This is a genomic window from Citrobacter sp. XT1-2-2, assembly GCF_023516235.1.
GTDB classification, from domain to species: domain Bacteria; phylum Pseudomonadota; class Gammaproteobacteria; order Enterobacterales; family Enterobacteriaceae; genus Citrobacter; species Citrobacter werkmanii.
The window spans coordinates 4,305,754-4,320,265 of sequence record NZ_CP097324.1 but is presented as its reverse complement, the minus strand read 5'-3'; the positions used below and the strand labels follow the sequence as shown (position 1 = coordinate 4,320,265).

The 14,512-nt window shown below is 50.6% G+C and carries 12 protein-coding genes and 2 pseudogenes; 7 read left to right on the top strand and 7 right to left on the bottom strand.

The genetic code is table 11. The annotated features are described in order from the left end of the window. Positions 1–87: 87 nt before the first annotated feature. The 3 genes from uxuR (at position 88) to M4I31_RS20545 (ending at position 2,898) form a co-directional block, all read left to right on the top strand. Positions 88–861, top strand: a complete 774-nt coding sequence (uxuR, locus tag M4I31_RS20555; RefSeq protein WP_038636895.1) for a Uxu operon transcriptional regulator — start codon at positions 88–90, stop codon at positions 859–861. Between the two features lie 637 nt (positions 862–1,498). Beyond that, on the top strand, positions 1,499–1,702 hold the full coding sequence (locus M4I31_RS20550) for a hypothetical protein (protein WP_042312608.1): 204 nt from the start codon (positions 1,499–1,501) through the stop codon (positions 1,700–1,702). A 188-nt stretch (positions 1,703–1,890) separates the two neighbouring features. Beyond that, positions 1,891–2,898 (top strand): porin, encoded by a 1,008-nt coding sequence (locus tag M4I31_RS20545; protein ID WP_069324131.1) that lies wholly within the window; start codon positions 1,891–1,893, stop codon positions 2,896–2,898. Between the two features lie 289 nt (positions 2,899–3,187). Here M4I31_RS20545 and M4I31_RS20540 read toward each other — a convergent pair. The 3 genes and pseudogenes from M4I31_RS20540 to M4I31_RS20530 all read right to left on the bottom strand — a co-directional run. Then, positions 3,188–3,382, bottom strand: a pseudogene (locus M4I31_RS20540) (MFS transporter); the annotation flags it as partial. Continuing rightward, positions 3,378–4,658 carry a DUF445 domain-containing protein gene (locus M4I31_RS20535; protein ID WP_085048375.1) on the bottom strand — a complete coding sequence of 427 codons (1,281 nt, stop codon included), beginning with the start codon at positions 4,656–4,658 and terminating at the stop codon, positions 3,378–3,380. The pseudogene M4I31_RS20540 and the gene M4I31_RS20535, both read right to left, overlap by 5 nt. Positions 4,659–4,733: 75 nt before the next feature. Then, positions 4,734–5,660 (bottom strand): LysR family transcriptional regulator, encoded by a 927-nt coding sequence (locus M4I31_RS20530; protein ID WP_085048374.1) that lies wholly within the window; start codon positions 5,658–5,660, stop codon positions 4,734–4,736. 219 nt (positions 5,661–5,879) lie between these two features. Between M4I31_RS20530 and M4I31_RS20525 the strand changes: the two genes are divergently transcribed. The 3 genes from M4I31_RS20525 (at position 5,880) to M4I31_RS20515 (ending at position 9,134) form a co-directional block, all read left to right on the top strand. Then, positions 5,880–7,112, top strand: coding sequence for a dicarboxylate/amino acid:cation symporter (locus M4I31_RS20525; protein WP_038636908.1), 1,233 nt, complete (start codon positions 5,880–5,882; stop codon positions 7,110–7,112). A gap of 31 nt (positions 7,113–7,143) precedes the next feature. Then, entirely contained in the window at positions 7,144–8,334 is a 1,191-nt protein-coding gene (gene metC, locus M4I31_RS20520) for a cystathionine beta-lyase (protein WP_038636913.1), read from the top strand. A gap of 239 nt (positions 8,335–8,573) precedes the next feature. After that, entirely contained in the window at positions 8,574–9,134 is a 561-nt protein-coding gene (locus tag M4I31_RS20515) for a DUF1440 domain-containing protein (protein WP_085048373.1), read from the top strand. Between the two features lie 84 nt (positions 9,135–9,218). On the opposite strand, the gene mdtM is transcribed toward M4I31_RS20515, so the two are convergent. From mdtM to M4I31_RS20500, 3 genes are all read right to left on the bottom strand, one after another. Then, positions 9,219–10,460, bottom strand: a complete 1,242-nt coding sequence (mdtM, locus tag M4I31_RS20510) for a multidrug efflux MFS transporter MdtM (protein ID WP_038636916.1) — start codon at positions 10,458–10,460, stop codon at positions 9,219–9,221. Between the two features lie 325 nt (positions 10,461–10,785). After that, a complete protein-coding gene (locus M4I31_RS20505; protein WP_085048372.1) occupies positions 10,786–11,436 on the bottom strand; it encodes a LysE family translocator in 651 nt (216 codons plus the stop codon). A gap of 48 nt (positions 11,437–11,484) precedes the next feature. Continuing rightward, on the bottom strand, positions 11,485–12,300 hold the full coding sequence (locus M4I31_RS20500) for an AraC family transcriptional regulator (protein ID WP_085048371.1): 816 nt from the start codon (positions 12,298–12,300) through the stop codon (positions 11,485–11,487). A gap of 185 nt (positions 12,301–12,485) precedes the next feature. Between M4I31_RS20500 and M4I31_RS20495 the strand changes: the two are divergent. Then, positions 12,486–12,887: pseudogene (locus M4I31_RS20495) on the top strand (ISNCY family transposase); the annotation flags it as partial. Positions 12,888–12,938: 51 nt separating this feature from the next. Here M4I31_RS20495 and M4I31_RS20490 read toward each other — a convergent pair. Continuing rightward, on the bottom strand, positions 12,939–14,351 hold the full coding sequence (locus M4I31_RS20490) for a PLP-dependent aminotransferase family protein (protein WP_069324124.1): 1,413 nt from the start codon (positions 14,349–14,351) through the stop codon (positions 12,939–12,941). Positions 14,352–14,512: the final 161 nt, after the last annotated feature.

Here is a 14,512-nt window from a genome sequence, read left to right as displayed (position 1 = left end):
CGTTTTCTGTTTTTGACTTGCCGCAAATGCTATAGTTCGATACCTATTCACCGTATCTGATTACACGCTTCTGACGGACATAACACGATGAAATCGAACACTTCTCAACAAAGACCCTACCAGGAAGTGGGTGCCATGATCCGCGATCTGATTGTCCAGACGCCGTACCAGCCCGGTGAGCGTTTGCCGCCGGAGCGTGAAATTGCTGAGATGCTTAATGTCACTCGTACGGTGGTGCGCGAAGCATTAATCATGCTGGAAATTAAAGGACTGGTGGACGTGCGTCGCGGCGCCGGAATCTACGTGCTCGACAATGCGGATGCGCAGAGTATCGACAGTACGGATGTAAATCACTGCAACGATGCCGGTCCGTTTGAACTGCTGCAGGCGCGCCAGTTGCTGGAAAGCAACATCGCTGAATTTGCCGCGCTGCAGGCCACTCGCGAAGACATCGTCAAAATGCGTCAGGCGTTGCAACTGGAAGAGCGTGAGCTGGCCTCCAGCGAACCGAATGGATCAGAAAGCGGTGACATGCAGTTTCATCTGGCGATTGCGGAAGCCACGCATAACAGCATGCTGGTGGAGTTATTTCGCCAGTCATGGCAGTGGCGTGAGAACAACCCGATGTGGATCCAGCTTCATAGCCACCTCGATGATACTCATTACCGTAAAGAGTGGATGGTCGACCACAAGCAGATCCTGGCGGCGTTAATTAAAAAGGACGCCCGCGCGGCGAAGCTGGCAATGTGGCAGCATCTGGAAAACGTCAAACAACGGCTGTTGGAATTTTCAAATGTCGATGATATCGACTTTGATGGCTATCTGTTCGAGTCCTGGCCGCTGGATAAAGTTAACGCCTGATTTTCCTTCTTCAGCCACACGGACAGCTTCGGTCCGTGTGGTACTTTCCCTCGTGATTATTCCCCTTTTATCGTGCTGAATTGGACATAAAAAATTTTGTCTGGCGCCTCAGCCGGGATTTTTTCGCCGTCTTTACACGACGTAAATTGATTTATATCAATTAAAAACAACTTAATTTTGCATGCGAAAAAATGGGTTATTTACCTTATTTTTACCTTTTCGTGCTTATTTTTAGACAAAACAGGTCAGCATTAAGTGAGAATCAAAGTGATTCCGGCAGTGGTTTGGGTAGAACCGCTTTGCATAACAGTACATAAAAACAAGCAGTTCGCATAAAAGTAGACATTAATAACGGTATGTAACTTATTGGCTGTAATGATGTTTTGATTGAATGTAATAATTCATGTCAATGCTTCATGCGTTTTTAATCAAATGAATAAAAATGAATATATGTAAAGTTAAAATTACACATTATTCTATAAACAAGTTATCTTTCACTTGAAATATCGTTCCATTTTACCTCGCTTTATTAACAGTTTTATTACGATTGTGAATGTTTTTTACCGTTGACATGTTTTTACACTGACTGCATATTTCATCGCCATAAGCGTCTTATTGCGTTCAGGAGATGATGACGATGCCTTCTCGAGATTATCCCGATATTCGAAAAGCCAGGGGTACCCGATCAAAAGATATGGTTCTTTTAAGTGCCCGTGTTGATAATTCTCTGTGGGAATATGTCCGAACGCTGGCATTTGAAACGCGAAAAAGTAAACAAGATATTATCGCTGAGGCGTTAATGCTACATCGCTCTATTAACCAGGGTGAGAATCAAGAGTAAACCTGGCTGACCTTATTCCGGATTTTGAATGAAATCTGAGTAGTGAATTATTTATTGCCACTTCATTATTGCCTTTATTGGTGTGTTTTTGATTTCTCCCCTTGGTATTCAGGGGGCTTTTTTATGAGGACTTTCTGCCTTCATAACAAAGTTGATAGCAAAATTCACAATTAAAAGTGAGTAAAAATATGAAAAAGTCAGCAGTGGTATTAGCAGTGATGGCATTAGGCATCACTTCCGCTCATGCAGCGGAAATTTATAATAAAGATGGCAACAAACTTGATTTGTACGGCAAAGTAAAAGCGGTCCACTCCTGGACTGACGGCACCGATGCTGACGGCACCTACGCACGTCTGGGTTTTCGCGGTGAGACTCAAATCAACGATCAACTGACTGGCTATGGTCAGTTTGAAAGTCAGTTTGATGCCGCTAAAGCAGAAGGTTCTCAGAATGGTGTTAATACACGTCTGGCGTTTGCTGGTCTGGATTATGGCCATGACGTTAGCTTTGACTACGGTCGTAACTACGGTATCGCTTACGACGTGGGAGCTTACACTGACACTCTTTCAGAGTTCGGCGGTGACTCCTATGAAAATACTGACCGCTTCCTTACTACACGCACTTCTGGCGTTGCAACACTCCGCACCAAAAATCTGTTTGGTGCCGTTGATGGCCTGAGCCTTGGCGCGCAATATCAGGGTCAGGATGATACCGATAAGGATCCAACGAAACAGCATGGCAATGGCTACGGCTTCTCCCTGGGCTACGATAATATCGCCGATTCCGGCGTGTCTGCGATTGCGGCCTACACCACCAGTTCTGTGACTGCTCAGCAGAAACAGAATGGTTGGGATGGCGAAAACGCAGAGTTCTGGGGGGCTGGCCTGAAGTATGATGCTAACGCCATCTACGTAGCGACGATGTATGGTGAGTCCCACAACCTGATTCAGGATGCGGACAAAGCTGAGCACTTTGAAGCGATGGCTGCGTATGTGTTTGATTTTGGTCTGCGTCCGAACGTGGCTTATGTCCATACGCGTGACAACAATAATAATGACCTGACCGAATATGTGGCGCTGGGTACGGACTATTACTTCAACAAAAATATGGTTGCTGATGTAGGTTATAAAATTAACCTGCTTGATGGCGCTGACGGCGACAACCAGGTTGTTGCGGGTCTGACCTATCAGTTCTAATTTGTTGTGATAATATGTAAAAGGCGTCTTTTGTAAGACGCCTTTTTTACATCTGCCTGCTTTTAATGGATCAAATTAAACCGATCAGGATTATTAATACGAGTGATTTTTTTAAACCAGAATATATGTGTTTTCTGAAGATGGTGTTGATGTTGAATTAACATGTCCATTTTTACGCATTTTAAAGTGAGTTTATAAATTTCCTGATGAGTATTTTGTTGGTTATTTATACATTTATTAAATGTTGACATTAAATAACGGACTGGTTTGAATAGACCTGGTAATGAATTTATACCCTTTTAGGGTTAGCGAATCGCTGTTTATATAATTGCGTGAGGCTGATAATCGCAGCAAAAAACAACGCAACGGCACCACGCAGCGTGGCGCTAATGATGGCCTGAGCGCCGCTTCCCTGCAGATTAATATTGCGCGGCACGCTAAGTTGACGGGCGAGCGGCATCACCAGCAAGGTGGTCCCCTTAAAGATTCGCCAGCGTCAGCAGGGAAGGAATTTGCGACAGCAGATATAACAGCAGCCCAATAGAACCGCCGACCAGCGTGCCGTTGACGCGAATAAACTGCAAATCTTTGCCAATGTTTAGCTCAATTTGCTGTGACATATCGCGCGCATCCCAGCTTTTCACCGTGTCGCTAATGTGGCGCGTCAGGAAGGTGGCAAACTCCGGCGCAACCTTATGCGCGGCCTGCTCCAGATGCCCATTCAATGAAGCGCGCAGGGCGCTGTCGGCAACCAGCGTTTCGCCGAACCACTGCCCGGCATTGGCAATGCGCTGCTTCACGCGAGAATCATCGGCGTTGATATCGGTTTTCAGCCACTGACGCAGGTCTGCCCACAGCTCGCCGAGATAACGGTTGAAGGCTTCGTCTTCTTTCAGATAGCTTTTGAGGCTTTCCGCTCGCACGGCCATTTCCGGATCGTGTTTGAGCTTATCGATGAGCTTAAACGTCGCGCGATCGAAGGCGTGGCGGATCTGATGGGCGCGATCGTGGCTGATGTCATCCAGCAAAGAGTTTACGGCGTCAGAAACCAGTTCGGCGCTGTGCTCGCCCAGCCATTCTGTCGGCAGGATCTTCGCTTTCAGCGGATGTTCGGTCTCCAGCCAGTGCACGATCTGCCGGGCGATAAATGCCCGCGAGCTATCGCGTTGTAACAGAGAGATCAGTTGGGCGATCAGCGTGTCGAGCAGCACCTGATGGCGATTGTTTTTGGTCATGCTTTCCAGCATCAATGCGCTGGTTTCAGAGAGATCAACTTTATCGATGGCCTTGTGCACTGCCCGCTTGATCAGCCGCTGAATGCGGGCGTCGTCGGTCAGTTCGAGAAAACCGCTCATAATTTGCAGCAGGTGCTGGCCGATACGCCGGGCGTTTTCCGGCTGGCTGAACCAGTTCCCGATCAACAGCGCCGGTTCATGGCGGCGGATCAGCGTGACCAGGGACTGAGTGTCGAGAAATTTTTCCTGCACAAACTGACCGAGATTTTCCCCGATCCGATCCTTATTGCGTGGGATAATCGCCGTATGTTGCGAGATAAAAGGGATCGGCACCCGGCGAAAAAGCGCCACCACGGCAAACCAGTCCGCCAGTGCGCCGACCATCGCCGCTTCAGCGATCGCTTTGATTCCGAGCACCCAGAAGTTAGGCGGCAGAAACAGCGTGATAACGAAAGTGGCGGCGGCAATCAGCAGCAATGAGAGCGCCAGTCGTTTGGCGCGTTTGAGTTCAGCAATTTTATTCATAGGCTTAAGAATAGAGCCAGACGACAGGATCGTGCAAAAAATGTGGTGCGGCCCTCGTTTTTAGGCGACCAGATCTTACTCCGGGATCCAGTTGTCCCAGGCAGGTAAGGGACCGAGTTCCGCTACCAGAAAATCGATAAACGATCGTACCTTGGGGTTGCTGTACTTACTGGGAAAATAGAGCGCATACAGAGCATGAGTTTCACAGGTGATGGTGCCGTCGAGCATCAACGGTGTTATTTCTTCTTTTTGAATATGATCGCCAATCAGGTAGGTCGGCAAGTACGCCACGCCCTGATCTTCCAGTACCGACTTCAGTAATACCAGGCTGCTATTGGCCTGGATCGGCATATGCAGTTTGAGCTGATGCAGACGATCCTGTTCATCAGCCACTTTCAGCACTGGCGTGAGACCCGGATACACCAGGCAATCATGGTTGACCAGATCGCTGCGGCGCTGGGGCATGCCTTTTTTGGCAAGGTAGCCGGGTGAGGCGCAGTACGCCCAGCGGACAGGCACCAGCTTGCGCATGGCATAGTTCTGCGGCGGCGCGGTAGAAATGCGCAGAGCGATGTCGAAATCCGTTTCGTTCAGATTCACGAAGTTATCGTTGAGATCGATATATAAATTCACATCCGGGAACTGAGCGCGATATTTATCCACCAGGTTCACCAGTCGGGAATAACCAAACGCAATTGAGCAGGTTATACGTAATTCACCCTGTGGACTGTGGTAATAACCGGAAGTGGTATTCAGCGTTTCATCGAATTCTTTCAAAAGCTTATTAGCGCGGTTGAAGAGATATTGCCCGGCGTCGGTCAGGGTAATACTGCGGGTGGTGCGTTTAATTAACGTCGTCCCCAGCGTGTCTTCCATCGCGGCCAGGCTTTTACTGACCGCAGACGGCGAGACATTGAGCTGCGTCGCGGCTTCCGACAGCCCCCCGCAATCGACGATTTTCGTAAAAAATTCCAGATGCTTGAGTGAAATCGGCGTACTCATAGTTTCCTTTAATTCACAAGTGATTTGCAAAAACGGTACGAATAGGCCGTTACATTCGGCTTTTAAACATGCAACTATTGAATCACAGGAAACAACTTACTGGCAAAATGAAAAAATAACAACTTAGGTGAGTTACGTCACAAAATAACAGGAGGCGCAACGGCAACTCATCACATTGTGAATTTAATCTCATTAATTATTATTCTAAAGGTACCGATTATGTGGTCACGACTCGAACCCTACAGATCGTCGATTATTTTATTAGTTGCTCTGGTGATTGGCGGCTTATTAGGTATTTATGCCCCATCGTTGGCAGGTAAACTCCAGCCAATAGGTCAGATATTCTTAAACCTGTTATTTATGATTATTGTGCCGCTGGTGGGGATCAGCGTTATGTCTTCGATCGCCAGTATGACCGACCTGAAAAGGCTGGGACGCATTATGGCGATTATCTTTATTGTTTCGATCGCGATGGCCTTTATTCCGGCGGCCGGGATCGTCGCGCTGGCGCTCTGGTATAACCCGGCGCAGGGCGTCACTATCGATCTCTCGCAGTCCGTGCAGGCGGGCAGCGGCAAGATGGATTTTGTGAGCATGATTACCACCAGCGACTTTATTGGACTGTTTTCTAAGTCCAATATCCTGGCGCTGATCGTGATGGCGATCATTGCGGGTGTGGCGATTGGCCAATCGGATCAGGCTGGGAAACGCATTGCCTCACTGCTGGAAGATGCCAACACGGTGATCATGAAGATCGTCTCAATCATCATGAAGGTTGCGCCGATTGGTCTGGGCTGCTACTTCGCCGCCACCATGGCCAGCCAGGACTCTGCTCTGCTGCTAACCTTTGCCCGCGCAATTGGCCTGTTTATGGTTGCTACGCTGGTCTACTTTGTTTTTGGCTCTATTCTCTATTCGTACATTGGCGGCGGTATTCCGGCGGTGAAAGCCTTTTGGCGTAACGCGATTGAACCCTCTGCAACCGCGCTGGGGACCTGTTCTTCGCTGGGTACGCTCCCGGTGACGCTGCGCGCCGGTAAAGCGATGGGGATCAACCCGGAAATCGTTGATGTCTCCATTCCGCTGCTGGTGAACCTGAATAAAGGCGGCGTGGCGATGATAGCCGCACTGAAAATTGTCTTTATCTATTCCGTGCTGGGTATGGAGTTCACCACCGAAACCTTCTTCCTGACGATGCTGATTGCGGTGCTCTCCGCCATTATCGTCGGCGGCGTACCCGGTGGGGCGTTCCTTGGCGAGATCTTTATCGTCACCACGTTGGGTCTGCCGATGGAAGCGATCCCGATGCTGGTGGTACTGGGCACCATTACCGATGCGCCAGCTACATTGATTAACGTCATCCATGATTTGAACGCGGCACAGATTGTCGAACGGTTCGCTGGAAAAAAGCAGACCAACACTGAAATAAACTCTACTGCTGCGGTGGTATAGGTTTTCACACGGATTAAGAACAGGAGAAGTTATGAAAGACGCTATGAAGCTTGAAACGCATCTGGTCGTTGCTGGTCGCGACAAACGCTATACCCAGGGAGCGGTGAATCCGGTGATCCAACGCGCCTCTTCGCTGGTGTTCGATACCGTGAAGGATAAGAAATTTGCCACCGCCAACCGTGCTAACGGCGAACTGTTTTACGGTCGTCGCGGAACCTATACGCATTTTGCCTTCCAGAAAGCCATGAGTGAGCTGGAAGGCGGTGTCGGCTGCGCGCTGTATCCGTGTGGAGCCGCAGCGGTGACCAATGCGATTCTGGCGTTCGTCCAAAGCGGCGATCATATTTTGATGACGGGCGCAGCCTACGAGCCAACTCAGGATTTTTGCAATAAGATCCTGAGTAAATTTAACGTAGAAACAACGTATTACGATCCGTTGATTGGGGCTGGGATCGTTGATCTTCTGCGTCCGGAAACGAAGGTGGTGTTCCTCGAATCACCAAGTTCTATCACGATGGAAGTCCAGGATGTACCGGGAATGGTGAAGGCTATTCGCGCGGTGAATCCGGAGATTGTCATTATGATCGACAATACCTGGGCGGCGGGTGTTCTCTTCAAAGCACTGGATTTCGGGGTGGATATTTCCATTCAGGCAGGAACCAAGTACACCATAGGCCATTCGGATGGCATGCTGGGAACGGCGGTGTCTAACGCCCGCTGTTGGGACCGTTTGCGAGAGAACTCCTATCTGATGGGGCAAACGCTGGATGCCGACACAGCCTACAACGGTAGCCGCGGATTACGTACGCTGGCGGTACGTCTGAAGCAGCATCAGGAGAGCAGTATTCACATTGCTCGCTGGCTGTCGGCAAGGCCGGAAGTGGCGCGGGTGAATCATCCTGCATTAGCGGAATGTCCGGGACACGAGTATTTTCAACGTGACTTTGCCGGAAGCTCAGGCCTGTTCTCGTTTGTGCTGAAAAAGAGACTGACCGACGAGCAGATGGCGAATTTCCTCGATAATTTCTCGCTGTTCCATATGGCCTATTCTTGGGGCGGTTTTGAGTCACTCATTCTGGCGAATCAACCGGAAGAGCTGAACAGCATTCGCCCGGCCGGAGAGGTTGATTTCAGCGGCACGCTGGTCAGGGTGCATATTGGTCTGGAAGATGTTGACGATCTGATTGCCGATCTGGAAGCGGGGTTTGCGCGCATCGCGTGAGGTGACAGACTCGCTGCCGGATGGCGTTGATCCTTATCCGGCCTACGTAAGCCAGTAGGCCGGATAAAACGCCTGCATGACATACGCGGTGACGTTATATTTACAATCAAATTAACTCATAATTAGTCATTTTAGATCATTTTTTATCAAAGATAATCTTAATCACAATTTTTATCATCCCTCCTGGATAGCATAGTTACTGATTTTTAGGGTTACTGGCACAGAGGGGATGATGAGTTATGAAGCTGAAAGATTTATTCACGAGGACACCAACTGAACGCCGCCATTATGGCGTTGCCGTGTTAGTCGGCATCGTGTCTGGCGTACTTTCTGCATTTGTTAAGTGGGGGGCCGAAGTTCCTCTTCCACCCAGGACATTTTCTCTGGGAAGAAATGAGTTTAATCCTCCGTACCTTTTTCTCAGAGACTATTTGGGGATTGATCCCACGCAAACGGTCTATACCTTTTCTGAACATGTGATTAATCCGGTTATGGTTACGCACATCATATTTTCATTAGTGTTTGCAGTCGGGTATTGCGTTGCAGCTGAAATTTTTCCAAAAGTTAAACTTTGGCAGGGGGTACTGGCAGGTTTAATCGTGACGGTGGCAGTTCATGGCATGTTCATTCCCGCACTACATCTTTCGCCGCCCTTGTCTCAGCTGCCATTTGATGAATATGTGTCGGAAATTATTGGGCATATTTTCTGGTTTTGGGTCATTGAAATGATTCGCCGCGACCTGCGTAATCGGATCACGCATGAACCCGATGCGGAAGTTCCGTTATCTCTCGTCAGATGATTAAAAGTAGATGCACTATGATGGATTGCCCCCGACCGCTAAACACAATATCAGTGTTCACGAATGGGGGTAGTTCGTAGAAGGTTAACTCTCTGCGGCTAATGCGGTTGCCTCATGCTGACGTACGCGCTTCAGTAAGCCTGCCAGCGTGAACACGACGGCAATACCTGCCACCACCGCCAGCAGATGAAACGAAATCCTGCCGCCGTTGAACCATAACCAACGCCCAATTTCGACAGAAACCGCCATCACCGTCAGGATCACCATATTCAACGACGCCGAAACCGTACCCTTCGGTAAGTTGTTGGAAAATAGTGTAAAGCGGAATAACGTTGGGAAGATCATTCCAATGCCAAACGCATACAGGCTGGTCCCCAGTACTGACCACAACCACACGTGCGGCCACAGTAAATTGCCAGCAATCAATACCGCCAGCCCGCTCAACTGAATGGGAACCGCTCGCCAGATAAAGCGTGGCCGGGTCGGATCCTTCACGAAGCGGACGACCACCATATTGGCGACGATCACCGCGCCAAACACCGGCGCCTGCGCCCAGGCAAACTGGGATGTGGTCATGCCGCCAGCATCAATGAGGATCACCGGTGAGACTGCCACCCAACTCATCATCGGGATATAGCTCAACGACAGCGTGGCTGCGCCAAACAGGAACACCCGGTTGCGGAAAACGTCGCGAAAATCACGTAAGACGCTGCGCGCACTGAACGGCACCGCGCCACGCTGGACGGTTTCTGGCATTGCTAACGTGAGTCCAATGAGTGCGATAAGCCCCATGACGGCGATAATGGCAAACAAGATCTTCCAGTGTACAAAATGCATCAGCGCTGCTCCGGAAAGCGGGCCGATAACCGGCGCCACCAGCACAATGGAGGTGATTACCGCCATCAGCTTAATAGCCTTTGTTTGCCCAAATGCCTCCTGCACCGTGACATAGCCGACGGTGGCGATAAAACAGATGCTGGTGCCCTGCACAAAACGGGCGACCAGAAATTGCGTCATCGAGGTGGTGAACAATGTGGCAGCGCAGGCGAGCGTAAAAATTAGCGCTCCCGCAATCAGTACCGGACGGCGGCCAATCCGATCGGAAAGCGGTCCTAACAACCATTGCAGCGCCATACCACCAGCCAGATAGAGACTGACCGCCGCGGGCGCCAGACTGACATCGGCGTTGAAATCGCGTACGACATTAATGATGCCGGGCTGGATCAAGTCCGTCGACAGATAGGCGGCGAAATCATACAAAATCAACGCAATAGGAAAAAATAGCGTCGTAGCGCGTTGGGAGAAAAACGCGAGAATCCGTTGCATAAAACAGCTCCTTGTCGGGAGAAAACCCTCAACGGGAATAGCGAAATTCAATACCGTCTTTGAGACGTCAGGCCGATGACAGAATAAAAGCAGACTGCAAATGTACTGAATTTCATGTAATCAAAAACGCTGTCGGCGTGAAGCGCAAACAGGAGAAACGCTCACTAACGCAGGGTCAGAAAGCGTAACGATTACAGGTAACAATCAGCACATCGCACCTCAAGAAGAGTAAGTTGAACGGGTAGCAACCATTTGCAGTGTAATGTGGATTGGATATTAATTAAACGAGTTTATCCGGTTTATTTGCAGATAATCGCCACGTTTATCAGAGTAAGATGTTTTGCAAAAAACGCAGCGCGATGGCACAACCGAAGATGATCAGCACGCCGCCGGCGATACGCTCTACCCACAATATTCCTCTGGTTAAGCGTCGCTGGATCTGCGGTAAACCGATGAACATGACGATCAACAGATCCCAGAACAGCACCACGCTGGTCATCCATATCCCGCTCATGCTTTGTTGCAGCAACGTCACCGACGGGCCGAGCAGGGCGGTCATTAGCGCCAGATAAAACAACGCATTTTTAGGGTTGAGTAGTGACGAAGCTAACCCCAGCAGCAGCTGTTTGCCAAATCCTGGGCAGGTCGACTGGGCGTCTGCTCCGGTCAGAGTTTGTGGGCGGCTGCGTATCAGCAGACTGCCAATCCACAATAAATAGAGTGCGCCCAATAGCTCAATAACTGTAAACAGCAGAGGAAGCTGACGCAGGATCCCCCAACCGATAATCGCCAGCAGGATATACAGCCCGTTGCCGATGGCGATCCCCACGCACAGCCCGGCGCTGCCGCGCATCCGGTAACGTACGGCATAGCCGACCAGTAAAAAGAAGTCCGGACCCGGGCTGAGGAGTGCGACAAAATGCGCCAGCGCCAGCGCGGGAAACGCAGACGGAAAAAGTTCAGCAAGCAGTGACATAGTGACCTCAGAGCAGGAATCCGAGTTCACCCTACGCCTGATGCCGCGCTAATTATTGTCTGATATTGATCGTCCTAATGCATACTGACGCGGTGTAGCCGCGGTGTAGCGCACAAAGGTGCGATGGAAATGGCTTTGGTCGGCAAACCCGCTCTGGTAGCCGACATCCGCAATTTCGTCCCCGGCCCGCAGCCGCTGGCGGGCATAGTTAACTCTCAGGATATTCAGATAACTCCCCGGCGTCAGGCCGGTGTCCTGCTTAAAGTTACGGATCAGCGTCTCTTTACGCATGTGGCATTCATAAGCCAGATCGTCCAGCGAGGGGGGCGCAAACAAACAGGACTGCAACCGTTCACGCAGATACGCGCTGGCAGCGCTAAGGTTTTCCGCTTTTACCGATTGCAAGGGCAGCGAGCGCAGCAGTGCCTGCGCGGCATCGGTTATCTGTGTCGTTTGTTGCCGCTGCATGAGCGCCACGAGGCGCAAATAGCGCTGGAATAATTGCGGATCGCGGATAACGGGATTACGTGGGTAAAGCTGCTGATTGCTGCTCAGCGCAGGCAGATGGGCCAGGCACCACCGGGCATCAAGATAGAGCATATGGTAACTGCGAAACCGCCCATTAACGGGGTTACAGCTGTGAGGTGCCAGCGATGGGATCACAATGAGGTCGCCTGAGCTCAGGAGGTATTCTTTGCCATCACACTGGCAGCACGTCTCACCTTCAAGAATTGCTCCAACCGAGAGCTGAGAATGATGATGACGTTTATAGGCTTGATGACTACGCCAGGTGCTGCGCAGCTCCAGCCACGGCAACTGCGCGTCACGCCAGAACGATTGTGGAATATCCCGGGTATGCGTCACATCGCGCCCTCCATGAAAGTGATGATTTGTTATAGCACAGGGCGTGCGATGAAAAAGCGGGAATGTGCATTGAGGTCGTGATTCTGCGTGATACGTTCCAGATAAATGCGGACGTTACAAAGGGACGTTTTTATCTCTGAAATCGCCTCGCAAAGAAAGAAAGTTGCAGGTGAGGGGGTGGCGTCCTTATGGGGCTTGTTGAACAAATTGTTTCCCTGCTACTTACTGGACTGACTAATGACAGCCAGATAAAGACGCTGTTTAATTATATTTTGCAAACTGGCGATGCACCTCGATTCAGTGAGTTTATTCGTGGGGTTGCCGAACGTTCACCGCAACATAAGGAGCATTTGATGACGATCGCGGACAGATTGCATGAGGCAGGTTTTCAAAAAGGATGGCTAAAAGGTCTGCAGGAAGGTAAACAAGAAGGTAAACAGGAAGGTAAACAAGAAGGGCTGATAGAGGGGCAGCGAACTGAGGCGCTCCGTATTGCTTGCACCATGCTGGCAGATGGCATCGATATCAGCACGGTACAAAAAATTACCCGACTTTCCGCTGAGGATATCCAGGGGTTAAGCCATTAGAGATGACTTAAACCGTGCATTCGCCTGCCCAGCAGCATCGGGTATACCGACTTACTCTATCGCCACCTTTACCGCCTCGCCGAGCTTTTGCATGACTTCCCGATGCTTCTCGTCTGGCGGCAACGCACAATTGATGCGTACGCAGTTGCGGTATTTACCGGATGCGGAGAATAGCGAGCCAGGCGCGACCTGGATTTTCAGGCGACAGAGCTGTTTGGCGACGCAGACCATATCGACCTGCTGTGGTAATTCAACCCACAGCATAAAGCCACCTTTCGGCCGGGTGACGCAGATCCCGCAGGGGAAATATTCCCGTACCCAGCAGGTATAGATCTCCATATTCCGCTGGTAGATCTGACGCATACGGCGAACATGACGATGATAATGCCCCTCGCGCACGAAGGTGGCGGCCGCCAGCTGTGTAGCAGGAACGTTAGTGCCGATGACGGCATATTTCATATGCAGAAATTTATCATGATAACGACCGGGAATAACCCAACCGACGCGCAATCCCGGCGCCACGGATTTGGTAAATGAGCTGCACAGTAGCACCCGACCGTCGCTGTCCCAGGAATGGATTGTGCGCGGACGTGGATATTCTGTAGCCAGCTCTCCGTACACATCATCTTCAAAAATAACAATATCGTGCTGCTGGGCGAGGGCGAGCACAGCGCGTTTACGCGCATCCGGCATAATAAAGCCGAGCGGGTTGTTGCAGTTAGGAACCAGGATCACCCCTTTAATCGGCCACTGATCCAGCGCCAGTTCCAGCGCTTCAATGCTGATCCCGGCATCCGGATCGGTCGGGATCTCAATAACTTTGATCCCTAATCCGCGTAGCAGCTGCATTGTGCCGTAGTAGGCGGGAGATTCAACGGCGACAATATCGCCAGGCTGGCAGACCGTTAGCAGCGCCAGCGACATTCCGCTCTGGCTGCCATTAGTGATCACAATATCATCCGCATTGACGATCGAACCGCCGTCCAGCATGAGCCGGGCAATCTGTTGACGCAATTCCCGACAGCCAGGTAATTCATCGTAGCCCAGAACCGCCTTGAGATTATGCTGCGCCACGCGGCTGAGTTCGCGCCACAGTGGCTTCAGGCTGGGTTGATTGATATCGGGCACGCCACTGCTAAAAGGGATTATCGATTTGTCCGCATGACCTGCCAGCATGTCCAGCACCTGATCCCACTGGGTTATCTCGACCGGACGCTGCACCGGACGCGACATCGGCGGCACCGGCGGTTGTGCTTTTTGTGGCGCGACAAAATAACCGGAACGCGGCTGCGGCGTGATCAGCTGTAGTTGTTCCAGCGTCTGATAGGCCTGCTGGACGGTACTGATACTGACCCCATGCTCCTGACTCAGGCTGCGCACCGAAGGCAATTTTTCGCCATGGCGATACAGCCCCTGCTCAATGCGTTCGGCCAGCAGATTGGCCAGATGTTGGTAACGCGTCATGCTGTATCCCTCATGGGTACCATACAGATAAAAAAACCAGTACAGATTGGCGTGAAAAAAGCGATGCAGAACTCTTTTTAACCAATCTGTATGTTAAATAAAAGTACTTTGTGAGTCTGTATTGTTCAGGCCCAAATCCGTGAAGATAAAGCCTCTGGCAA